Annotated in this window: 20 protein-coding genes, 2 pseudogenes and 1 riboswitch; of the genes and pseudogenes, 11 read left to right on the plus strand and 11 right to left on the minus strand. The window is 71.4% G+C overall.

Features of this window, described 5'->3' with window-relative positions; translation table 11 throughout:
• Window positions 1–998 (minus strand): annotated as a pseudogene (locus PV350_RS14330) (hypothetical protein); the annotation flags it as partial.
• A gap of 114 nt (window positions 999–1,112) precedes the next feature.
• Between PV350_RS14330 and PV350_RS14335 the strand changes: the two are divergent.
• On the plus strand, window positions 1,113–2,147 hold the full coding sequence (locus PV350_RS14335) for an adenosine deaminase (RefSeq protein WP_500334105.1): 1,035 nt from the start codon (window positions 1,113–1,115) through the stop codon (window positions 2,145–2,147).
• Window positions 2,135–2,797 (plus strand): glycerophosphodiester phosphodiesterase, encoded by a 663-nt coding sequence (locus PV350_RS14340; RefSeq protein WP_500334106.1) that lies wholly within the window; start codon window positions 2,135–2,137, stop codon window positions 2,795–2,797. Before PV350_RS14335 ends, PV350_RS14340 begins: the two co-directional genes overlap by 13 nt.
• A gap of 64 nt (window positions 2,798–2,861) precedes the next feature.
• On the opposite strand, the gene PV350_RS14345 is transcribed toward PV350_RS14340, so the two are convergent.
• Together PV350_RS14345 and PV350_RS14350 are read right to left on the minus strand one after the other, a co-directional pair.
• A complete protein-coding gene (locus PV350_RS14345; RefSeq protein ID WP_499514282.1) occupies window positions 2,862–3,362 on the minus strand; it encodes a hypothetical protein in 501 nt (166 codons plus the stop codon).
• A gap of 81 nt (window positions 3,363–3,443) precedes the next feature.
• Window positions 3,444–4,880, minus strand: a complete 1,437-nt coding sequence (locus PV350_RS14350) for a gamma-aminobutyraldehyde dehydrogenase (protein WP_499514281.1) — start codon at window positions 4,878–4,880, stop codon at window positions 3,444–3,446.
• 171 nt (window positions 4,881–5,051) lie between these two features.
• Between PV350_RS14350 and PV350_RS14355 the strand changes: the two genes are divergently transcribed.
• The gene (locus tag PV350_RS14355; protein WP_499514280.1) at window positions 5,052–5,549 is read left to right on the plus strand and encodes an Lrp/AsnC family transcriptional regulator; all 498 of its coding nucleotides are present in this window, start codon (window positions 5,052–5,054) and stop codon (window positions 5,547–5,549) included.
• A gap of 2 nt (window positions 5,550–5,551) precedes the next feature.
• Window positions 5,552–6,913 (plus strand): aspartate aminotransferase family protein, encoded by a 1,362-nt coding sequence (locus PV350_RS14360; RefSeq protein ID WP_499514279.1) that lies wholly within the window; start codon window positions 5,552–5,554, stop codon window positions 6,911–6,913.
• A gap of 84 nt (window positions 6,914–6,997) precedes the next feature.
• On the opposite strand, the gene PV350_RS14365 is transcribed toward PV350_RS14360, so the two are convergent.
• Window positions 6,998–7,219, minus strand: a complete 222-nt coding sequence (locus tag PV350_RS14365) for a hypothetical protein (RefSeq protein WP_500334109.1) — start codon at window positions 7,217–7,219, stop codon at window positions 6,998–7,000.
• A gap of 10 nt (window positions 7,220–7,229) precedes the next feature.
• Here PV350_RS14365 and PV350_RS14370 point away from each other — a divergent pair, with 10 nt between their 5' ends.
• The 4 genes and pseudogenes from PV350_RS14370 to PV350_RS14385 all read left to right on the plus strand — a co-directional run bounded on the left by PV350_RS14370 (window position 7,230) and on the right by PV350_RS14385 (window position 10,772).
• Window positions 7,230–7,361 (plus strand): hypothetical protein, encoded by a 132-nt coding sequence (locus PV350_RS14370; protein ID WP_499514278.1) that lies wholly within the window; start codon window positions 7,230–7,232, stop codon window positions 7,359–7,361.
• A gap of 462 nt (window positions 7,362–7,823) precedes the next feature.
• Window positions 7,824–8,468, plus strand: a pseudogene (locus PV350_RS14375) (ABC transporter ATP-binding protein); the annotation flags it as partial.
• Entirely contained in the window at window positions 8,450–9,604 is a 1,155-nt protein-coding gene (locus PV350_RS14380) for a hypothetical protein (protein WP_500334111.1), read from the plus strand. The pseudogene PV350_RS14375 and the gene PV350_RS14380, both read left to right, overlap by 19 nt.
• A gap of 46 nt (window positions 9,605–9,650) precedes the next feature.
• Window positions 9,651–10,772 (plus strand): LOG family protein, encoded by a 1,122-nt coding sequence (locus PV350_RS14385; protein ID WP_499514275.1) that lies wholly within the window; start codon window positions 9,651–9,653, stop codon window positions 10,770–10,772.
• A gap of 108 nt (window positions 10,773–10,880) precedes the next feature.
• On the opposite strand, the gene PV350_RS14390 is transcribed toward PV350_RS14385, so the two are convergent.
• The 6 genes from PV350_RS14390 to PV350_RS14415 form a co-directional block, all read right to left on the minus strand.
• Window positions 10,881–11,906, minus strand: a complete 1,026-nt coding sequence (locus tag PV350_RS14390) for an ABC transporter ATP-binding protein (RefSeq protein WP_499514274.1) — start codon at window positions 11,904–11,906, stop codon at window positions 10,881–10,883.
• Window positions 11,906–13,519 carry an ABC transporter permease gene (locus PV350_RS14395; protein ID WP_500334165.1) on the minus strand — a complete coding sequence of 538 codons (1,614 nt, stop codon included), beginning with the start codon at window positions 13,517–13,519 and terminating at the stop codon, window positions 11,906–11,908. Before PV350_RS14395 ends, PV350_RS14390 begins: the two co-directional genes overlap by 1 nt.
• 68 nt (window positions 13,520–13,587) lie before the next feature.
• The gene (locus PV350_RS14400) at window positions 13,588–14,676 is read right to left on the minus strand and encodes a thiamine ABC transporter substrate-binding protein (protein WP_499514273.1); all 1,089 of its coding nucleotides are present in this window, start codon (window positions 14,674–14,676) and stop codon (window positions 13,588–13,590) included.
• A riboswitch (TPP riboswitch) is annotated at window positions 14,668–14,772 on the minus strand. Its footprint overlaps the gene before it by 9 nt.
• A 67-nt stretch (window positions 14,773–14,839) precedes the next feature.
• The gene (gene rlmN, locus PV350_RS14405; RefSeq protein WP_500325724.1) at window positions 14,840–15,946 is read right to left on the minus strand and encodes a dual-specificity RNA methyltransferase RlmN; all 1,107 of its coding nucleotides are present in this window, start codon (window positions 15,944–15,946) and stop codon (window positions 14,840–14,842) included.
• Between the two features lie 349 nt (window positions 15,947–16,295).
• Window positions 16,296–17,198 carry an NmrA family NAD(P)-binding protein gene (locus PV350_RS14410; RefSeq protein ID WP_499514252.1) on the minus strand — a complete coding sequence of 301 codons (903 nt, stop codon included), beginning with the start codon at window positions 17,196–17,198 and terminating at the stop codon, window positions 16,296–16,298.
• Between the two features lie 191 nt (window positions 17,199–17,389).
• Window positions 17,390–19,024: an MFS transporter gene (locus tag PV350_RS14415; protein WP_500334114.1), complete on the minus strand. Its 1,635-nt coding sequence runs from the start codon at window positions 19,022–19,024 to the stop codon at window positions 17,390–17,392.
• 188 nt (window positions 19,025–19,212) lie between these two features.
• Here PV350_RS14415 and PV350_RS14420 point away from each other — a divergent pair, with 188 nt between their 5' ends.
• Window positions 19,213–19,806, plus strand: coding sequence for a TetR/AcrR family transcriptional regulator (locus PV350_RS14420; protein ID WP_500334116.1), 594 nt, complete (start codon window positions 19,213–19,215; stop codon window positions 19,804–19,806).
• A 179-nt stretch (window positions 19,807–19,985) separates the two neighbouring features.
• On the opposite strand, the gene PV350_RS14425 is transcribed toward PV350_RS14420, so the two are convergent.
• Entirely contained in the window at window positions 19,986–20,444 is a 459-nt protein-coding gene (locus tag PV350_RS14425; RefSeq protein ID WP_500334118.1) for a hypothetical protein, read from the minus strand.
• A 108-nt stretch (window positions 20,445–20,552) separates the two neighbouring features.
• Between PV350_RS14425 and PV350_RS14430 the strand changes: the two genes are divergently transcribed.
• A complete protein-coding gene (locus tag PV350_RS14430; protein WP_500334120.1) occupies window positions 20,553–21,050 on the plus strand; it encodes a hypothetical protein in 498 nt (165 codons plus the stop codon).
• A gap of 570 nt (window positions 21,051–21,620) precedes the next feature.
• Window positions 21,621–22,343 carry an SMI1/KNR4 family protein gene (locus PV350_RS14435; RefSeq protein WP_500334122.1) on the plus strand — a complete coding sequence of 241 codons (723 nt, stop codon included), beginning with the start codon at window positions 21,621–21,623 and terminating at the stop codon, window positions 22,341–22,343.
• Window positions 22,344–22,353 lie beyond the last annotated feature (10 nt).

Raw genomic sequence — 22,353 nt, forward strand, 5'->3', positions numbered from 1 at the left:
GGCTGAGTGGGGTGGCCGGGCTGGGCCGGGTAGCCGGGGTACGCGGGGTACTCAGGCTGAGTGGGGTGGCCCGGGTAACCGGGGTAACCGGGGAAACCGGGGTGGTAGCCCGGGTAGCCCGGGTACGTGGCGTGGGGCGGTTGCGGCGGCACGGCCGCCGCAGCGTCCGGGGCCGGCGGGGCCCAGGGATCGCGCGGCTGCTGCTCGGGCCCGGGCGCGGGTGCGTCCACGGGTACCGGGCGCTTGGTCAGCGTCACGTGCTCCTGCGGGGCCTGCGGTACCGGCGGCACGGGCGGCGCCCAGGGGTTGTGCCCGGCCGGCGCACCCGCCTGCCCGTACCCGGGGGCGACCGGCACCGGCGGCGCCCACGGATCCCGCGGCCCGGGCACCTCCGCGGGCGGCGCGCCGGCAGGCGCGTCAGGAGCGACCGGAGCATCCGCCGCACCGACCACGGCATGCGAGCCGTCACCGGGCTCGGCATCGGCGACCGGCGCGTCAGCAGGCGTCGCGCCCTCCGCACGAGTCACGCTTCCCGGCACCACCGCGCCCTCGACATCGGGAGCCGCCGAGGCATCCCCACCCGGAGCGGCGCCGGGCTCGGCCTCCGCGACCGGCGCGTCAGCGGGAGTCGCGCCCTCCGCGGGCGGCGCGCCGGCAGGCGCGTCCGGGGCGACCGGAGCATCAGCCGCACCGACCACGGCATGCGAGCCGTCACCGGGCTCGGCATCGGCGACCGGCACGTCGGCAGGCGTCACGGCCTCCGCACGAGTCACGCTTCCCGGCGCCCCCGCGCTCTCGACATCGGGAGCCGCCGAGGCATCCCCACCCCGGGCGGCGACGGGGGCGGCGTCCGTGGGCGCCGCAGGCGCCGGGGCGGGCAGCTCGAAGTCGGATGCGGGCCGTGCGTCCGCCGGGGCCGCCGAGGACGACGGGGCCGCCGCTTCGGGGGTGTCGCTCGCGGCGTCGCGCGGCGTCGGGTGCTCGGGCTCGTGGGACATCGCTGCCTTCCTGCTGACTACGTCGGGCAATGCTATGGCCTGCGAAGACGCCGGACGGAGGCAATTTCGCGTTTACGATGGCGGTTGCCGCCGACCCCGCAGGAGGATCGCCCCATGTCCGACACCGCGTCAGCCCTCGACGCCTTCATCGCGGGACTCCCGAAGGCCGAGCTCCACGTGCACCACGTCGGCTCGGCCTCACCCCGCATCGTGGCGGAGCTGGCCGCGCGGCACCCGGATTCCAAGGTGCCCACCGACCCCGCCGCCCTCGCCGAGTACTTCAGCTTCCGGGACTTCGCCCACTTCATCGAGGTCTACCTGTCCGTGGTCGACCTGATCCGCGACGCGGAGGACGTGCGTCTGCTGACGTACGAGGTCGCCCGCGACATGGTGCGCCAGAACATCCGTTACGCCGAGCTGACCGTCACCCCGTACAGCTCGGTCCGCCGCGGCATCCCGGACAAGGCGTTCGTGGAGGCCATCGAGGACGCCCGCAAGGCGGCCGAGGCGGAGCTCGGCATCGTGCTGCGCTGGTGCTTCGACATCCCGGGCGAGGCCGGGCTGGCCTCCGCCGAGGAGACCACGCGCATCGCCACCGAGCTGCAACCGGACGGGCTGGTCAGCTTCGGCCTCGGCGGGCCGGAGATCGGTGTGCCGCGTCCGCAGTTCAAGCCGTACTTCGACCGCGCCCGCGCCGTCGGCCTGCACAGCGTGCCGCACGCGGGCGAGACCACCGGCCCGCAGACGATCTGGGACGCGCTGAACGAGCTGGGCGCCGAGCGCATCGGCCACGGCACCAGCGCCACCCGGGACCCGCGCCTACTGGACCACCTGGCCGAGCACCGCATCCCGCTGGAGGTCTGCCCGACCTCCAACATCGCCACCCGCGCCGTCGCCACGCTCGACGAGCACCCCGTCAAGGAGATGGTGGCCGCGGGTCTGCTGGTCACCGTCAACAGCGACGACCCGCCGATGTTCGGCACCGACCTCAACACCGAGTACGCGGTGGCCGCGCGGCTGCTGCAGCTCGACGAGGGCGGGCTGGCCCAGCTCGCCAGGAACGCCGTGGAGGCCTCGTTCCTCGACGCCCCGGGCAAGGCGAAGCTCACCGCCGAGATCGACTCCTACCTGGCGGGATGGCAGCGCTAGCGGTCGCCCACCGCGGCGACCCGTACCGCCACCGCGAGAACACCCTGCCCTCGCTGCGCAGCGCGCTGCGCGCGGGGGCGGACGCGGTGGAGATGGACGTACGGCTGAGCCGCGACGGTGTGCCGGTGCTGCTCCACGACCCCACGCTGAAGCGGCTGTGGGGCGTGGACTCCGCCGTCGCCGGCCTCGCGGCGGACCGGCTGCCGCCGGGCGTGCCGACCCTCCACGAGGCGCTGGCCGCCGTGGACGGCTGCCGGGCCCTGGTCGACCTCACCCTGCCGGAGTCCGCGGGCCCGGTGCTGTCCGCGGTCCGGGACGCGGGCGCCGGGGACCGTACGTACTACTGCGGGGAGGCGGCCGCCGTGCTGGCGGTGCGGGACCACGACCCGGCCGCCGAGATCGCACTGACCTGGAAGACCTCCGCGCCGGTGCCGCCGCTACTGCTGTCGGAGCTGCGTCCGCGCTGGATCAACCTGCGCTTCGGGCTGGTCCGCGCGCCCCTGGTGGAGTGGGCGCACGGCGAGGGCCTGCTGGTCGGCGCGTGGACGGTGGACCTGCGCCGGACGATGCGACGGCTGGAGCGGCTCGGCGTGGACGCCGTCACGAGCAACCGCATCGACGTGCTGCGCGCGGAGTTCGGCAGCCGGTGAGCTTCTCCCACCCGGCCGCGGTCTGCTCGCCGTACGGCCCCGGACCCGGGCGACCGCCGGTCCGTCAGGCGAGGGCCGGCTCGGCCGGCACCGTGCCGGAGCGCTCCAGCCGCTTGATCATCCGCCGCAGGACCAGCAGCGGCACGATGCCGAGGACGCCGAAGGCCATGTCCACGGGCATCCACCACAGCGGCAGGCCGCGCAGCGGGATGCAGATCGCGGCGAGCGGGATGATCCCGACGCAGGCGATCATGGCCCACTCCACGATCCAGATGTTGCGCACCGGATCGCGCCAGACGCCGTAGAAGGCCACCGCGATCACCAGGTGCGCGAAGGCGAGCCAGTCGGTCCCGTACATCATGAACGGGTACTTCGCGTCGGTGGCGTCCAGCCCCTCCCGCACGTGGGAGATCCAGTCACCGACGGCTCCCGGCAGACCCCAGCCGTCCACCCACCGCACCTCGTGCACGAGCGGGAACGCGGTGGCGCCGCTCAGCACCAGGCACACGACGAAGACAACCAGCCATGCGCGTATGCGCTGTTCGAGGGCTCTTCGATACTCCATGGAGCGGAGCGTACGCGCGCATGCCACGGCCCCGGACACGGGGGCCGGTCCGGGGCCATGGCGGGCTCGCGCCCTGTGGCGTCAGCCGTCCAGGGACGTCATGACGTGCTTGATGCGGGTGTAGTCCTCGAAGCCGTAGGCGGACAGGTCCTTGCCGTAGCCGGACTTCTTGAACCCGCCGTGCGGCATCTCGGCGACCAGCGGGATGTGGGTGTTGATCCACACGCAGCCGAAGTCGAGGCGCTTGGACATGCGCATCGCACGGGCGTGGTCCTTGGTCCACACCGAGGAGGCGAGGGCGTACTCGACGCCGTTCGCCCACTCCACGGCCTGGTCCTCGTCGGAGAAGGACTGGACGGTGATGACCGGGCCGAAGACCTCGTTCTGGATGATCTCGTCGTCCTGCTTGAGGCCGGAGACGACGGTCGGGGCGTAGAAGAAGCCCTGCTCGCCGACCCGGTGGCCGCCGGCCTCGACCTTGGCGTGCGCCGGGAGGCGCTCGATGAAGCCGGTGACCTGGGCGAGCTGGTTGGCGTTGTTCAGCGGGCCGTACAGCACGTCCTCGTCGTCCGGGGCGCCGGTCTTGGTGTCGGCGGCAGTCTTGGCGAGCTGGGCCACGAACTCGTCGTGGATCGACTCGTGGACCAGGACGCGGGTCGCGGCGGTGCAGTCCTGGCCGGCGTTGAAGTAGCCGGCGACGGCGATGTCCTCGACCGCCTTGGCGATGTCGGTGTCCTGGAACACCACCACCGGCGCCTTGCCGCCCAGCTCCAGGTGGACCCGCTTGACGTCCTTGGCGGCGCTGGCCGCCACCTGCATGCCGGCCCGGACCGAACCGGTGATGGAGGCCATCGCGGGGGTCTCGTGCTCGACCATCAGGCGGCCCGTCTCGCGGTCGCCGCAGACGACGTTGAAGACGCCCTTGGGCAGGATCCCGCCGATGATCTCGGCGATCAGCACGGTGGAGGCCGGGGTGGTGTCCGAGGGCTTCAGCACGACCGTGTTGCCCGCGGCGATCGCCGGGGCGAACTTCCACACGGCCATCATCATCGGGTAGTTCCACGGGGCGACCTGGGCGCAGACGCCGACCGGCTCACGGCGGATGATCGAGGTCATGCCCTCCATGTACTCGCCGGCCGAGCGGCCCTCGAGCATGCGGGCGGCACCCGCGAAGAAGCGGATCTGGTCGACCATCGGAGGGATCTCCTCGCTGGCCGTCAGCCCGATCGGCTTGCCGGTGTTCTCGCTCTCGACGGCCACGAGCTCGTCCGCCCGCGCCTCGAAGGCGTCGGCGATCTTCAGCAGCGCCTTCTGGCGCTCGGAGGGCGTCGTGTCGCGCCAGGCGGGGAAGGCGGCCGCCGCGGCGGCCATGGCCGCGTCGACATCGGCGGCGGCGGAGAGCGGGGCGGTCGCGTAGACCTCGCCGGTGGCGGGGTTCACCACGTCGGTGGTGCGCCCGTCGGCGGCGTCGCGGAATTCTCCGTTGATGTGGTTGCGCAAGGTACGGAGCTCGCTCACTGCACCTCTCCCTGTTCCTGTCCGATGTGTGAGACGGACCCCAGCCTACCTGCAGCACTGCCGTATTCGACATAGCCGAAACTCCGAAACAATGGATTCCGTGAGTTTCGAGCCCCAAAACCACGGATTTCATCGATCGGGGCTTGCGTGACGGCTGACCTCTCGTGCAGAGTGGGGTGCGTGGCCACTCGTACTCCGGATCACAGGGGCGCCAACGGCGCCTTCGTGATCGATTCCGTCTCCAAGGCGATCATCGAACAGCTCCAGGAGGACGGCAGGCGTCCGTACGCCGCCATCGGCAAGGCCGTGGGCCTGTCGGAGGCGGCCGTACGGCAGCGCGTCCAGAAGCTGCTCGACCAGGGCGTCATGCAGATCGTCGCCGTCACCGACCCGCTCACCGTGGGGTTCCGGCGGCAGGCGATGGTCGGCATCAACGTCGAGGGCGACATCGAACCCGTCGCCGACGCGCTCGCGGAGATGACGGAGGTCGAGTACGTCGTCGTGACCGCGGGCTCCTTCGACCTGCTGATCGAGATCGTCTGCGAGGACGACGACCATCTCCTGGAGACGATCAACAAGCGGATCCGCACGCTGCCCGGCGTGCGGTCCACCGAGAGCTTCGTCTACCTCAAGCTCCGGAAGCAGACCTACACCTGGGGAACCAGATAGCCATGAGCGCGGACCTTTCCAAGACCGCGTACGACCACCTGTGGATGCACTTCACCCGCATGTCGTCGTACGAGAACGCCCCTGTGCCGACCATCGTGCGCGGCGAGGGCACGTACATCTACGACGACAAGGGCAAGCGGTACATCGACGGCCTCGCGGGGCTGTTCGTGGTCAACGCCGGCCACGGCCGCGTGGAGCTCGCCGAGACCGCCTACAAGCAGGCCCAGGAGCTCGCCTTCTTCCCGGTGTGGAGCTACGCCCACCCCAAGGCCGTCGAGCTCGCCGAGCGCCTGGCCGACTACGCCCCCGGGGACCTCAACAAGGTCTTCTTCACCACCGGCGGAGGCGAGGCGGTCGAGACCGCCTGGAAGCTCGCCAAGCAGTACTTCAAGCTCAAGGGCAAGCCGACCAAGTACAAGGTCATCTCACGCGCCGTCGCCTACCACGGCACCCCGCAGGGCGCCCTGTCCATCACCGGCCTGCCGGGACTGAAGGCCCCCTTCGAGCCGCTGGTCCCCGGCGCCCACAAGGTGCCCAACACCAACATCTACCGCACCCCGCTCTTCGGCGACGACCCCGAGGCCTTCGGCCGCTGGGCCGCCGACCAGATCGAGCAGGAGATCCTCTTCGAGGGCCCCGACACCGTCGCGGCCGTCTTCCTCGAGCCGGTGCAGAACGCCGGCGGCTGCTTCCCGCCCCCGCCCGGGTACTTCCAGCGGGTCCGCGAGATCTGCGACCAGTACGACGTGCTGCTCGTCTCCGACGAGGTCATCTGCGCCTTCGGCCGCCTGGGCACCATGTTCGGCTGCGACAAGTTCGGCTACGTCCCGGACATGATCACCTGCGCCAAGGGCATGACCTCCGGCTACTCCCCCATCGGCGCGTGCATCATCTCCGACCGCATCGCCGAGCCCTTCTACAAGGGCGACAACACCTTCCTCCACGGCTACACCTTCGGCGGCCACCCGGTCTCGTCGGCGGTCGCCCTGGCCAACTTCGACATCTTCGAGCGCGAGCAGCTCAACCAGCACGTGCTCGACAACGAGGGTGCCTTCCGCGCCACCCTGGAGAAGCTCCACGACCTGCCGATCGTCGGCGACGTCCGCGGGAACGGCTTCTTCTACGGCATCGAGCTGGTGAAGGACAAGGCCACCAAGGAGACCTTCACCGACGAGGAGACCGAGCGCGTCCTGTACGGCTTCCTCAGCAAGGCGCTCTTCGAGAACGGCCTCTACTGCCGCGCCGACGACCGCGGGGACCCGGTCGTGCAGCTCGCGCCGCCGCTGATCGCCGACCAGTCGACCTTCGACGAGATCGAGGGCGTCCTGCGCACCGTCCTCACGGAGGCCTGGGCCAAGCTCTGACGGTCCCCGCCGGAACACGGGATCCAGCGGCCGGGGCCGCCCTCCGTCGACGGAGGGCGGCCCCGGCGGCTCGTCAGGCAACCCTCACTTCAGGGCGACCCGGTCCCCGCCCGCCGCGACGGGCGCGACGGTCGTGGTGCCGGCGAAGGCCCACCGCCAGAGCCGACCGCCTTGGCGGTCGCGGTGCGGATAGCCGACGAAGGTGGTGGCGGCGTCGGTCGTGGCCCGGGTGAGGCGGCCGGTGACGGTCAGCTTCCCGCCCTTGGCGACCGGCTCGGGGGACGCGTTGACACTCAGCTTGGCCACCTTGTAGGGGGTGACGCCGTCACCCGCGGAGACCGAGGCGGCCGATGTGCCGCTGCCGGCGAACGACCGCCGCCGGACGCCGGAGGTGCTGACCCCGACCGTCGTCCTCAGCGAGCCCTTGCTGCCCGAAGTGACGCCGTGACGGTCGTGGAGCCGCCTGCCCCCATGACGATGGGCTTGCCGATGTTGATGGTCGTGCCGACGATCGCGATCCCGGCCGCGTGGGCCGGTGGTGCGAGCAGCAGACCACCTGCGACCGCTCCTGCCACGAGCAGGGCGGCATTACGTAGGGATGTCAACGAACCCCCACGGATCTCACACCGTGCCGGAGGCACGGCCGCCGCATCGTGCCACAGCCACACAACGCGCAAGTGAGCGGATGATCTTCCTGACGAACCTCGCTCCCGCTACTCCGCACGGGTGGGCGCGGGCCGGAAACGCGCCCCCGTAACCGTGGTCCCGGGCCGTGGGGCGCGTACGGTGCCGCAGTGACCCGGACTCCCCGCGTTCGTTAGAGGCCAACGTGAACCCACCCGACAACGACGTGCTGTGGGCCCGCGGCCTGCGCCACGCGCACGACCGCTCACCCGCTCTGCTCGGCGTGTCACTCGGCGTACGGGAGGGCGAGATCCTCGGCGTCCTCGGCCCGCACGGCGCCGGGAAGACCACCCTGCTGCGCTGCCTGTCCGGCGAACTGCTTCCCGAGCAGGGCGAGGTGTGGTTCAACAGCTCCCCCGTGCACACCCTGGGCGTGACCGCCCGGGAGCGGCTGCGCCGTGAGCGCTTCGGCTGGATCGACAGCAGCCCGCAGCTGCTCCCCGAGCTGACCGTCCGGGAGAACGCCGCGCTGCCGCTGCTGCTGTGCGGCGTCCCGTACCGCACGGCGCGCGCCGCCGCGCAGGAGTGGCTGGACCGGCTGGACATCGGCGGGGCCGCCCGCAAGCGTCCCGGCCGGCTGCTGCAGGCCGAGCGGCAGCGGGTGGCGATCGCCCGCGCCCTGGTCAACCGGCCCTCCGTGGTCTTCGCCGACGAACCGACCGCGCCGCTGCACCGCGCGGACCGTGCCCAGGTGCTGCGCATGCTGACCAGCGCCGCCCGCTCGCACGGCATCACCGTGGTGCTCGCCTCCAACGAACCCGAGGTCGTCTCCCTCGCGGACCGGGTGGTCACCCTCGTCGACGGGCGCTTCGTGACCGGCATGCCGCACCAGGAACGGGAGGACGCCGACTCGTGCTCAGCCTCCGTGTAGCCCTCGGCTCCCGGCCGGAGGTGCTGCTGCGCCGGCTGCTGGTCGTCGCCGCGGCCGCCGGCACGGGGTTCCTGCTGCTCGCCGTCCTCGGGCACGCCCTCGCGCACCCCGAGGACGCCCCGGACGGCCTGGTCCGGCTGCTCTGGTGCGCCGTGCCGTTCGCCGCCACCGTCCACCTGTCGGTTCTCGTGGCCCGTACGGAGCCGAGCGGACGGCTGCACGCGGGCCTGGCCGCGGCCGGGCTCGGCCGGCACGGGCTGCCCCTGCTGGCCGCGGCGAGCTCCGCCCTGAACTGCGGCCTGGGCGTCCTGATCGCGCTCCTGGGCTTCCTCTTCCTCCGCGGTGAGCTGCCCGGCCCGCACCTCGGCGCTGCCGCCGAGGCGCTGGGCGCGGACCGTGAACTCCCGTTCGCGGGCGCGTTGACCCTGCTGGCCTCACTGCCGCTGGCCGCCGCGGTCTCGGCCGCGGTCGTGCTGCGGCCACGGCGGTCCCGTGGGGACGAGACCACCGCCCGCGACGACGGGGTGCCGTCCGGCCTGCCGTGGGGGGTCGCGCTCGTGGCGATCGGCCTCGCCGTGCAGATCTCCTCGGCCGGGGACGCCGGCGCCCCGGGGCCCGACGGCGCACTCCCGCTGCCCGGCGGTCTCGGCCATGCCGCCCCGGCCGTCGTCGGCGGCTGGCTGCTGACGGCCACGGGCATGGTGCTGGCCATGCCGGGCCTCGTCCACCTGTGCGGACGGCTGCTGGCGGCGTACCGGCCGGGTGCCCTGCGGCTCCTCGCGGGCCGCGCCCTCCAGGAGGAGGCGACGCTCGTGGGCCGTCCGCTGGGCGCGCTGTGCGCGGTGGCCGCCACCGCCCTCGCCGGCAGCGACCGGTTCGGCGCCGTCGCGCACCCCGTCGGACCGCTCACCGTACTGGGCGCCGTCCTCGTCGTCCTGTCGGCGGTCGCGACCGCCCTCACCGCGACCGTGGACGCCAAGCGCGCCCGCCGTCCGGCCACCGCCGCCCTCAGCCGGCTCGGCACGCCGGCCGCGCTGCTGCGCAACGCGGCCGCCGTGCGCGCCCTCGCGGTCCTCGGCGTCGTGCTCCCGCTGACCCTGCTCATCGCCCACCTGGGCACACTGCCGCTGCCGTAGCGCCGTGCGGAGCCCCGCGGCGGCGGCCCCCGCCGCGGGCGCTAGGGTGGCGGGCGTGCTGTCGCCGAATGATCCGAACGATCACGAGATAGAGACCCTCGAGGAGTTCGACCGCGTCGCCGCGTCGGGCTCGCTGCGCGGACACCGCGTCCAGTCGGTCGACCTGACGACCCGTACGCCCGTCCTGATGTCCGCCGACACGACCGAGGCCGTGTTCCTGGGCTGCCCGATGGAGCCGGAGGCGGCCGCCCACGTCCGCGCCGGCGGCGCCATGGTCTTCCCGCCCGTCCCGGACCTGCCCTTCGACCCGTACCGGGGCTCCCTCTACGGCCCCGACGCGCTGTACGAGGGCCTTGACGAAGGCGGCTACGAGGCGACGCCGGACGCCCGCGGCTACCAGTGGTTCCTGCGTACCCGGGGCAGCGGCGACATCTACGCGTCGATGCTCCGCAGCATCCACGACGACGCCGTCTCCGACGCCTTCGACGAACTCGTCTCGGACGCCCGCGTCGTGGGCGTCATGGGTGGTCACGCCATGGAGCGCGGCACCGAGGCGTACGCGGGCGCCGCCCGCCTCGGCCGGGCACTGGCCCGCGAGGGCCTGAGCGTGGCCACGGGCGGCGGGCCCGGCGCCATGGAGGCGGCCAACCTCGGCGCCTACGCCGCACCCTTCGCCGACGCGATGCTCGTCGAGGCCCTGGAGACGGTGGCCAAGGTCCCCTCCTTCCGCCCGTCCATAACGGACTGGGCGCGCACCGCCTTCGACGTGCGCGACCGCTGGCCCGGCGGCGGCGCCTCCATCGGCGTGCCGACGTGGTTCTACGGCCACGAGCCGCCGAACGCCTTCGCCGCGCACATCGCCAAGTACTTCGCCAACGCCACCCGCGAGGACGGCCTGCTGGCCCGCTGCACCGCCGGGGTCGTCTTCCTGCCGGGCGCCGCGGGCACCGTCCAGGAGATCTTCGACAACACCACGCCGAACTACTACGAGTCCAACGGCGCCCCCCGCCCCATGGTGCTGGTCGACCGGGACCACTGGACCCGGCGCCTGCCGGCCTGGCCCCTTCTCCAGGCGCTGGCGGAAGGCCGCTCCATGGAGCGGCGCATCGTGCTCGTCGACTCCGTCGAGGACGCCCCGGAGGCCCTGGCGCGCCTGACGCGCAGTTAGCCCGTACTCCGGAATCCGCACGACCGGGGCAGCCGACCACGGCCCCACCCCGCACCCGCCCACTCGCGCCACGGCTCCGCCCCAAAGGCCCCCGCTGCTCAACGGGGTCTACCCGCCCAGGACCACAACCTCGTCCGCCGTGAAGGAGACGCCGACCGTGTCCCCCTCGGCGGGGGCGTCGCGCAGGGCGCAGCCCGCCTCCAGCGGGGGCCCCTCCTCGGGGCGCAGGAGGAGGGTGACCTGGTCGCCGCGGAAGGTACGCGCGAGCACGTCGCAGCGCAGCCCGTCGGCGGCCGGGACGAGCCGTACGCCGGCGGGCCGGACGAGCAGCCGCCCGGCGCCCTGCGGGGAGCCCGGGGGGACGGGGACCTTGCCCCAGGCGGTGTCGGCGGCGTCGCCGGTGACGGTGGCGGCCACCACGTTGTCGAAGCCGAGGAAGCGGGCGACGAACTCGGAGGCGGGCCGCTGCCACACCTCCAGCGGGGTGCCGGCCTGCTCGACCCGGCCGTCACGCATGACGACGACGCGGTCGGCGAGCGCGAAGGCCTCGCTCTGGTCGTGCGTGACGGCCAGCACCGTGGTGCCCAGCCGCCGGAAGAGCCCGCGCAACTCGACGACCAGGCGCTCGCGCAGGCCCCGGTCGAGCTGGCCGAGCGGCTCGTCGAGCATGAGCAGCCGCGGCCCGGGTGCCAGGGCCCTGGCCAGGGCGACGCGCTGCTGCTCGCCGCCGGACAGGGAGGCAACGGCGCGCCGCTGCGCACCGGGCAGGCCCACGAGCTCCAGCAACTCCTGGACCGTGCGCTCCCGTTCGGCACGTCCCGCGCCGCGCATGCGCAGACCGAAGTCGACGTTCCCGGCGACGTCGCGCTGCGGGAAGAGCTGGTGGTCCTGGAACATCAGGCCCACGCCACGCCGGTGTGCGGGAACCCCCCGCTGGTCCCGGCCGGCCAGCAGGACGCGCCCGGCGTCCAGCGGCTGCAGCCCGGCGACGACCCGCAGCAGCGTCGACTTCCCGCTGCCGCTGGGCCCGAGCACGCACACCGTCTCGTGCTCGGCGACCTCCAGGCCGACGGCGTCCAGGGCGGTGTGGCCGCCGAAGCGCACGGTGGCGCCGTCCAGTCGCAGCAGGGTCATCAGAACTCCCCGGACCTGTCGATGCGGATACGTTCCAGCGCCAGCAGCGCCCCCGCGCACACCAGCATCAGCACGGTGCTGAGCGCCATCGCCTGGCCGTAGTTGAGCTCCCCGGCCCGCCCGAGGAAGCGGGCGACCGCGACCGGGAGGGTGGGGTTGTCGGGGCGGGCGATGAAGACGGTGGCCCCGAACTCGCCCAGGGACACCGCGAAGGCGAAGCCCGCGGCCACCAGCAGCGCCCGCCGCACCAGCGGGAGGTCGACCTCCCGCCACACCCGCAGCGGGGAGGCGCCGAGCACCGCCGCCGCCTCGCGCAGCCGGTCGTCCACGGCACGCAGCACCGGCAGCATGGTGCGCACCACGAAGGGCACGCCGACCAGTGCCTGCGCGAGCGGCACGAGGATCCACGAGGAGCGCAGGTCCAGCGGCGGCTCGTCGAGGGTGATGAGGAAGCCGAAGCCGATGGTCACCGCCGAGGTGCCGAGCGGCAGCATGAGCAGGGCGTCGAAGCCCCGCACGAGGCGCCCGGCCCGCCGGGTGAGGGCGGCCGCGGCCAGCCCGCCGACGACCAGGGCGATCGCGGTGGCGGCGGCCGCGTACTGCAGCGAGTTCCAGACCGCGGCGACGGGCGCCACCAGGAAGGTCCCGCCGCTGCCGGCCACCGAGCCCAGCGCCCGGTAGGAGCCGAGGCCGTAGCCGTCGGGCCCGTGCAGCGAGCGCTCGGCCAGCACGCCCAGCGGCAGCAGGATCAGCAGCGCGGCCACGCCGAGCGCGCCCGCGAGCAGCCCCCACTCGCCGGCGCCGCGCGGCCGGCGCGCGGTGCGGGCCGGGTCCACCAGCCGCAGCGCGCTCTCCCTGCGCCGTACCGTCCCGGCGTGCACGGCGAGGATCGCCGCGACGGCGGCGAACTGGACGATCGTCAGCACGGCCGCCGTCGGCAGGTCCAGCAACTGCGCGGTCTCACGGTAGATCTCCACCTCCAGGGTGGAGAAGGTGGGACCGCCGAGGATCTGGATCACGCCGAAGGAGGTGAAGGTGAAGAGGAAGACCATCAGCGCGGCCGCGGCGACCGCGGGGGCGAGGGCGGGCAGCGTCACCCTGCGCCACGCCGCGAGGCGTCCCGCGCCGAGGACCCGCGCGGCCTCCTCCTGCCGGGGGTCCAGCTGGGCCCACAGGCCGCCCACGGTCCGTACGACCACGGCGTAGTTGAAGAAGACGTGCGCGAGGAGGATCGCCCAGACCGTGGTGTCCAGGCGCACCCCCCACAGTTCGTCGAGCAGCCCGCCGCGCCCCAGCAGCGCGAGGAAGGCCGAGCCGACGACCACCGTCGGCAGCACGAAGGGCACGGTCACCACCGCGCGCAGCACCTGCTTGCCGGGGAAGTCGAAGCGGGCGAAGACGTACGCGCCGGGCAGCGCGATCGCCAGGGTGAGCGCGGTGGAGGCGGCCGCCTGCCAGCAGGTGAACCACAGCACGTGCAGGATGTCGGGCTCGCCCAGCACCTGCGCGAACCGGCCGAACCGCCACCGCCCGCCCTCGCGGAGCCCGCGGGCGACGATGGCGGCGACCGGGTAGCCGAAGAACAGCCCGAAGAACGCGACCGGCACGGCCATCAGGCCCAGCCGTACGGCGAGCGGCCGGACGGCCGCCGCCCCGGCGCGCGTCCCCTCGGCGGTCTTCGTTACTTCAGCACGAGCGAGGACCACGACTTGACCCACTGCTCCCGGTTCCCGGCGATCTTCTCCGGGGCGACGGTGGCCGGTTCACCGATGACCGGCGCGTACTTGGTGAAGACCTCGGGCAGCTTCGCGTCGTCGCGGACGGGGTTGACGAACATGTTGAGCGGCATGTCCTCCTGGAAGGTGCGGCTCAGCAGGAAGTCGACGAGCGCCTTGCCGCCCTCGGTGTTCTCCGCGCCCTTCAGCAGGCCGGCGAACTCCACCTGCCGGAAGCAGGTGCCGGTCGCGACACCGGTCGGCCCCTGCTCGGGCTGCGTCTTCAGACCGAGCACCTCGGCGGGCGGGCTTGAGGCGTACGAGACGACCAGCGGCTTGTCGCCCTTGCCGCCGCCGGCGCCGGAGAAGGTGTCGTAGTACGCCTGCTCCCAGCCGTCGACGACCTGGACGCCGTTGGCCTTGAGCTTCTTCCAGTAGTCCTCCCAGCCCCCGTCTCCGTACTTCGCGGTGGTGGCGAGGAGGAAGGCGAGACCCGGGGAGGAGGTGGCGGCGTTCTCGGTGACCAGCAGGTCCTTGTACTCGGGCTTGACGAGGTCGTCGAAGCTCTCCGGCACGGGGAGCTTGTGCTCGGTGAAGTACTTCCGGTCGTAGTTGACGCAGACGTCGCCGAAGTCGATCGGGGTGACGCGGTGCTCCGCGGCGTCCAGCTGCAGTGCGGCGGGCACCTTGTCGAGGTCCTTGGCCTCGTACGGCTCGAACAGGTCGTTGTCGAGGGCCCGGGACAGCAGCGTGTTGTCGACGCCGAAGAAGACGTCGCCCTGCGGGTTGCCCTTGGACAGCACGGCCTGGTTGACCGCGGCACCGGCGTCGCCGCCGCGCAGCACCTTGACGGTGTAGCCGGTCTGCTCGGTGAACGCCTTCAGCACGTCCTTCGACGCGGCGAAGGAGTCGTGGCTGACGAGGGTGACGGTCTTGGAGGCGGCGCCCTTGCCCTTGGCGGTGTCCCCGCCGTCGCTGCCGCAGGCGGCGAGCGCGGTCGCGCCGAGCGCGACGACGAGGACGGTGCCGGCCGCACGCCGACGGATGGTGCTCATGTGGTGACTCCCTACGCCGGTATGACCCGGATCAGGTCCGAGGGTCTGCGGCCGTGCCGCACTCTCAGCGCTTTCCGCGCTCCCCTGTCGGATGTTCTTTTGTGTGCTGTGCGTGACGTCGCGGCAAACGGCCGCAAACGACCGTCACCCTAGCAAGCGCGGATCAGCGCTCGGAAGCCGCCAGCTGCCCGCAGGCACCGTCGATCTCCTGCCCCCGGGTGTCCCGGACGGTCACCGGCACGCCGTGCGCCTCCAGCGCCGCGACGAACGCCCGCTCGTCCTCGGGCCGCGAGGCCGTCCACTTCGAGCCGGGGGTCGGGTTGAGCGGGATCAGGTTGACGTGCACGCGGCGACGCTTGAGCAGCCGGCCCAGCAGGTCCGCCCGCCACGCCTGGTCGTTGATGTCCCGGATCAGCGCGTACTCGATCGAGATCCGGCGCCCGGACACGTCCGCGTAGTGCCACGCGGCGTCCAGCACCTCGCGCACCTTCCAGCGGGTGTTCACCGGCACCAGGGTGTCGCGCAGCTCGTCGTCGGGCGCGTGCAGCGACACCGCGAGCCGGCACTTGAAGCCCTCGTCGGCGAAGCGCAGCATCGCCGGGACCAGGCCCACCGTCGACACGGTGATGCCCCGCTGGGACAGCCCCAGCCCGTCCGGCTCCGGATCGGTCAGCCGGCGGATGGCGCCGACGACACGCTTGTAGTTCGCGAGCGGCTCGCCCATGCCCATGAACACGATGTTCGACAGCCGCGCCGGGCCGCCCGGGATCTCCCCGTCCCGCAGCGAGCGCATGCCCGCCACGATCTGGTGCACGATCTCCCCGGTCGACAGGTTCCGGTCCAGACCCGCCTGGCCGGTGGCACAGAACGGGCAGTTCATGCCGCAGCCCGCCTGCGAGCTGATGCACATCGTCACCCGGTCCGGGTAGCGCATCAGCACCGACTCGACCAGGGTGCCGTCGAACAGCCGCCACAGCGTCTTGCGCGTGGTGTCGTTGTCCGTGCTGCTGTGCCGCACAACCGACATCAGGTCCGGCAGCAGCCCCTCCGCCAGCTTCCCCCGCGCCGCCGCCGGGATGTCCGTCCACGCGGCGGGGTCATCGGCGTAGCGCGCGAAGTAGTGCTGCGACAGCTGCTTGGCGCGGAACGGCTTCTCCCCCAGCTCCGCGACCGCCTCCCGGCGCTCCTCGGGCGAAAGATCGGCAAGGTGCCGCGGCGGCTTCTTGACTCCGCGCGGCGCGACGAATGTGAGTTCTCCGGGTGCAGGCATGGTTCGTCCAGTGTCGCAGATCGATAAGGCGCCCCCAGGTCGGATGGGTGAGGCCCCCGTCACCCTCGGGTGTCCCCTGTCAACGCCGGCCGGCCTTCCGTGGCCCAGGGGACGCCGTCCGCGCCGCCAAAGGGCTTCGAGTCCGGGCGGCGGATTCGGCCTGCTGGATCTTGGCGTCCACAGCGTCGAGTTGGCTCTCCGGATACAGACGGATCACCCGCAGGCGCGCCAGATTCGGAAGTAACTCGTTCGCACGTTCGATACTCGCTTCGTCCGTGCGCTTTGAGCATGTCCTTCGCTGCCGCCCGTGGTGCACCCTCCATACCCGCAGTGGCCTTGGCCTGGGGGTTTAGCCCAGGTAGAAGTCCTTTCGGGCGGTTACGAAAGCCTCGATCGACTGGGGTGGCGTGCCCGTCACGCGCTCGACACCGTCGGCGGTGCGGTTGTAGCGGTTGTCCCGGTGAAGTTGGGCCATGGTGGCGACGTGCTGTTCGAGGTGCGGCGGCATCCCCAGCTTCGGAAGCTGGGCCTCCCACCTCTCCGGGGGCACGTCCACGTAGGACACCGGACGGCCCAGCGCCCGCGAGAACTCCTCGGCCAGCTCCGTCATATCCACCGAGCGCGGCCCGGTCAGCTCGTAGACCTGCCCGATGTGCGGTGCCGGATCGCGGAGCACGGTGGTGATGACCCGGGCGACGTCATCCACGGCGACCGGCGAGGTGCGTCCGGCGCCGAACGGAAGCGCGATCGTGCCGTTCTCCTGGATCGACCGTGCCGCCATCGTGGTGAAGAGCGGAGTGTCCAGGAATGCCGTCGGCCGGATGTGCACCACGGGCAGACCGGACCAGTTCAGTACCTGCTCCGTCAGCCAGTGCAGCCGCTGCTGGTGCGACTCCGCGGTGCTGGTGGGGGTCATCTGCGACACCGTCATCTGCGACAGGTCGACCAGGGCCTCCAGTTTCCCGTACTCCTTGGCGACGGAAGCCACCACGGTTGCCGCCAGCAGGTGGTCCGGCGACACGCGCATCGCGAAGTACATCCGCGTCACGCCCTGTAGTGCGGCCGCCACCGTCTCCGGCCGGGTCAGGTCGCCGATGACAACCTCTGCACCGAGCGACCGCAGTTCGGCCGCACGCTCGTCCTCACGACGGACCATGAAACGCACGGGCACGTGCTGAGCCCGCAATTGATCGAAGACCGTGCGGCCCACGCCGCCGGCGCCGGGGATGAGAACAAGGTTGTCGGTGACCATCAGTCGATCTCCTTCGGAGTGATGGAATAGGCGAGTTGTGGTGTGATCCGAGCGTCAACAGAGCTGGCAGCGAGGGGTTCCGGATCGACGTGCCGAGGAGTTCCCCGGTGTCGGCAACGGCACTGCGGAGATGCCCCGTAGAGGTGGTCGTCTCCGGTGTCGCACGGGGATGGTTCGGATCACCGTTGGGATCAGACGCTCTGGCGCCGGGACTTGTCACTGGCGACGGCCTCAGCGACATCCTTGCCCGGCAGGAAGGCGAGCACGACCACGGCACCGACCAGTGCGACGGCCGCCGACCCCATGGCGGTGAGGTGCATGGCATGGATGAAAGAGTCCTTTGCGGGCCGCACCAGCGCCCTGCCGACCGGTCCGAGCTTCTCGGCGACGGTCAGGGTGGCCTGGAGGGATTCACCTGCGGCATGTCGGTCGGAGGCGGGCAGTACGCCCAGGTGGCCGTCGATACCGTTGCGATAGGCGGTGGACAGCAGTGACCCCAGCACGGCGACCCCCATGGCGCCGCCGACCTGCCGGAAGGTGTTGTTGACCGCGGATCCTGAGCCGGCCTTCTGTCTCGGCAGCGACGACATGATCATGACGGTGGCGGGCGGCATCACATGGGCCATCCCCGCGCCCATCAGGAAGAACAGCACCTCCAGTACCCAGATGGGGGTGTCCTGGCCGAGCAACAGGAAGCCGGCAAAGGACACGGCGGTCAGGACGAGGCCGACGGCGCACACGGCTCGGGCGCCGAAGCGGTTGACGACCAGCCGGGCCCGCGGGGCGAAGAACATCTGGGAGGCGGCCAGCGGCAGCACGAGCAGACCGGACTGCAGGACGCTGTAGCCCCGAACGCTCTGGTTGTAGAAGACGCTGAAGAACGTGACGCCCATGAGGGCGAAGAAGACCAGGCCGATGGCGGCGACGGACGCCGAGAACCGCCGGTTGCGGAAGTAGGCAACATCGAGGGCCGGATGATCGCTACGGGCCTCGTACGCCACGAATCCGGCCAGGACCGCCAGGCCGCCGAGGATCGTCACCCAGGCCTCGGGCCGGGTGAAGTCGCCCAGCTGACCGCCCTTGATGATGCCGTAGACCAGCAGCGCCAGACCGGCGATCGACAGCAGCACGCCGACCGGGTCGAGCCTGCCGGGCCTGGGGTCCTTGGAGTCGGGGACGATCGCCACCATCGCGACCAGGGCGGCGAGCACGATCGGCACATTGACCAGGAAGACCGAGCCCCACCAGAAGTGCTCCAGCAGGATGCCACCCGCGATCGGGCCGGCGGCGATGGCGAAACCGACCACACCGGTCCATATGCCGATGGCCTTGGGCTGCTCCTCGCGCTCGAAAACGTTCATGATGATCGCGAGGGTGGTGGGCAGGATGAAGGCGCCGCCGAAGCCCATCACGGCGCGGAAGGCTATGAGCTGCCCGGAGGAGTCCGACAACGCGGACAGCGCAGATCCCGCACCGAACACCAGCATGCCGAAGAGCAGCACCTTCTTGCGGCCGAGCCGGTCACCAAGCAGGCCCGCGGTGAAGAGCAGTCCGGCGAAGACCAGCGTGTAGGAGTTGACCGCCCACTCCAACTGGCTCTGGGTGGACCCGAGTCCGGTGGGAGCCGGCTCGGCGATGACCTTCATCGCCACGTTGAGGATCGAGTTGTCCAGCATCACCACCAAGAGGCTGCACGAGAGCACGACCAGGATCACCCAGCGCCGGCGGTGGACCACCTCGGAAACGGTTCGTTGCCGGGCAGGCGGCACGGGCGACGGGGACTCCGCGGGTGCCGAGGACTCGGTGGGGGTGGGCGGTGGTGCCACAGAGGTCTCCAGTGCTCTCGGTAGTGCTGCGATTGCGGGACAAAGGCCGTCAGCCTCGGGCAGGGAGCCAGCTCAAGGCGCTGCCTGGCCTGCCGAATGATCCCGTCGGCACAAAATAGCTGTCGCGATACAACTAAACACAGGCTAAGATAGATGACAAGCGACAGCCATTCGAGGAGGGTGATTCCGTGGGCCGCGTGTCCAAGGCGCAAGCACAGGAGAACCGGCAGCACGTCGTGGCCACCGCCTCCCGGATGTTCCGCGAGAAAGGCACCGCGGTCAGCATCGCCGACCTGATGAAAGCCGTTGGGCTCACCCATGGCGCGTTCTACAAGCAGTTCACTTCCAAGGAAGACTTGGTCGACACCGCCATCGCCCACGCCTTCGAGGATCCGGCGGCACACTCACCGGTGACGCCCGAGGAGCAGACCGGGGACCCCGAGGCCGCCCGCAGGACGCTGATCGAGCAGTACCTCTCGATCTGGCACCGCGATCACGCCGGCGACGGCTGCCCCGTCTCCGGGTTCGCCGCCGACCTGGGGCGTGACCCCGGCCAGGCCACCCGCTCCCAGCAGGTCTACATCAACGGCGTACGGAACCGCGCCGCTCGCCTGGCCACCGGCGACGACGACGGCATGACACAGCTCTGCACCATGGTCGGCGCCCTCGTCCTCGCCCGCGCCACCCGGGGCAACCCGATCTCCGACGAGCTACTGCAGGCCGCGCGCACGGCTCTCACCGAGCACGAGAGCGGGAGGTCCGACACTGCCGTAGCGCAGTGACCGAGCCAACGTCTTGGAGCCGGCTCCGGAACGGGCTCAACTCGCAGGGGGCAACAGCCTGAGCTCAGGTGCTCTTGCCCTGCGATGGCCGCCGTCTGCGCGGCTGTCTGTCCCCGATCGTGATGGATCGTCGCGGAGCGCGACGTCCGGCACCCGTGGGCGACGTGTGCCGACTTGTGTCAGTAGTGCCAGCAGTAGAGGCCGAGGGCACCGCCGGCACCGTCGACCGTTGTCGCGAGCTCGGCAGTACTCATCAGAACGACCAGAGGATCGTCGTCGGTCATATCGTCTCCGTCTTCGAGCCTGAGCCTCTCAGCCCACCGCGTGGCAAGTTCACGCAGCTGACTGGAGGTGGCGTTGGCAAGTGCGCTGGGGAGCTTCGCCGAGAAAGCGAACACCCCAACCCCGTCGTTGAGTACAGGGGCGACGTAGTGGGGCCAGTCCCTCTTGTTGAGCTCGTGCTGTGGTGGGAGGTGGGAAGACGGTGCGTCGCAGTACATCTCCCACTCGACGACGGCGTCGTCTGCAGAGAAGTCGTGGCAGGTCAGCGATGTAAATGCCGGCCCGGGACCCTTGAGCCGGGTCTTGGCGGCAGTCTCGTCGTCGGGAGCGAGGAAGAAGACGATGTCCATGCTCACCTCGGGATGATGACAGGTAACGGGCCGACGCGGGTTATCCGGGAACGGCGGAAGCGGTTCCATGGCGGCCGGTGGGACTTGGGCGAGACCGCTTGGCATCATGCCCGTATGGACTTTGATCTCCTGCCGCCGCTCGGCCTCGGTCCGCTGCAGATCGGCATGCCCCGGGAAGCGGCGAATGCGGCGCTGGACTCGCTCCGCGATCACTCTGCGCTCTCCGAGTCCGACCGCCCAGGGCAACACATCTTTCGTCCCAGCGGCCTCATGATCAGCGTCGAGTGCACGCGGGGCACCCTGCAGGCCGTCGAGCTGGGGAGGCCGCTGGCGCAAACCGACCGAGTGATGTTCCGAGACCTGGACGTCTTCGCGCTTCCTGCACGCGAGGTAATCGAGCGCATGCGCGAGTACGCCACCGTTGACCCGGATCCGGACGATCCGGCGTCTTTCCTTGCTCCTGACCTGCTCCTGGGCTTCTGGCGCCCATTCGCTGCTGACGATGCGCCTGAAGAGGAGCAGGGTTACTACTTCAGCTCCGTGCTCTTGGCGGAACCCGGCTACTACGACACCCCCGCCCAGGCGGCGGAGCGAAGCAGACAGAACCACTAGCGGTCCGTGTCGTCCGTGCTGGGAACCGGGACGGTTCCACCTCACCTTGATCGACTCGTCCCGCATCAACTCGGCGACCGAGGAACGCAGCCGGGCGCGCTGTTCAGTCGCCTGAGTGGCCCCAGAAGCAGATCTCCTGAGGGATGCCCTCGTCGTCGTGCAGCACTGCGCACCGTCCGACCTACCGCGACCGGGGAAGACGTCGAAATCCCTGACGTGTGCACGCGTCAACCTGCCGGTGTCGAGCAGTTCGCGCGCCTCCTCGGCCGTCACAGGTTCCACGGTGTTGTAGTCCGGGGTCTCGTCGGGCCCCACGACGCGCAAGATGTCCGGGATCGAGTGCGTGCCGGCCTCCTGGACCAGCTCGTCGGCCCACAGCTCCTCCAGCGACTGCGGGCGAGGCTCCCGCTCCGCCTTCGGTCGCCAGTCGGCGCCGCCCACCCAGTAGTAGTCCCACGCCGAAGCCCCCACCGGTCCCCAGCGCCCTCCCAATGCCCTTGGACCGCGGAAGCTGGCACCCGGCTCCGACATTCAGGCCCAGGTGGGAACGCGGGCGGTAGCGTCTGCGTCATGTCCGATGCTCTCGACGTGGCGGTGGCGCTGCGAGGCGGGGTGACCAGCCGTTCCCAGGCCTGGGACTTCGTACGTCGGTTCGCCGACGAGTGGACGGGACGCCCCTTGCGTCCCGAGGACGGCTGCACCGCCGCCGAACTGGATTCCGCCGAGGCCGACTTGGGCTTCGAGCTTCCCGCCGCCCTGCGGGAGGGCTACGCGCTGCTCGGCCGCCGCGAGGACCTGACCGGGCAGCAGGATCCGCTGGTCCCGCCGATGGGTCTCCATGTGGACGACGGCTTCGGCGGCGTCCTCGTCTTCCGCGTCGAGAACCAGGCCTGCGCGTCATGGGGCATCCCACTGGGCCGGGTCGAGCAGGACGATCCGCCCGTGGTGGTGGAGTCGCACGAGGGGTGGGTCCCGTTCCTGGACCACATGTCCGTGGCCTGGGTGGAGCTGGTGCTGAGCGAGTCGCTGCTCGGGGCGGGAAGCCTGTACGACGCCTGCGAGTTGCCGGACGCGCTCCTGCCGAACCTCGCGGCGCGCTACACACGGGTCGACCTGCCCGACCACCCGATGTGGGCCAGCGCCGAGGACTCACCCCTGCGCTGGTACGCGGCCCCAGGCCGCCTGCTGCGCCGCGACGGGGTGCTCGACCGGTGCTGGCTCCACGCGTGCGGACGCACGGCCGCGGATCTCGAACGGATCCGCGACGACCTGCCGGCCCGATGGGAAGCCTGACCGCTGGTTC

The sequence above is a fragment of the Streptomyces sp. PA03-6a genome, assembly GCF_033792765.1.
GTDB lineage: Bacteria > Actinomycetota > Actinomycetes > Streptomycetales > Streptomycetaceae > Actinacidiphila.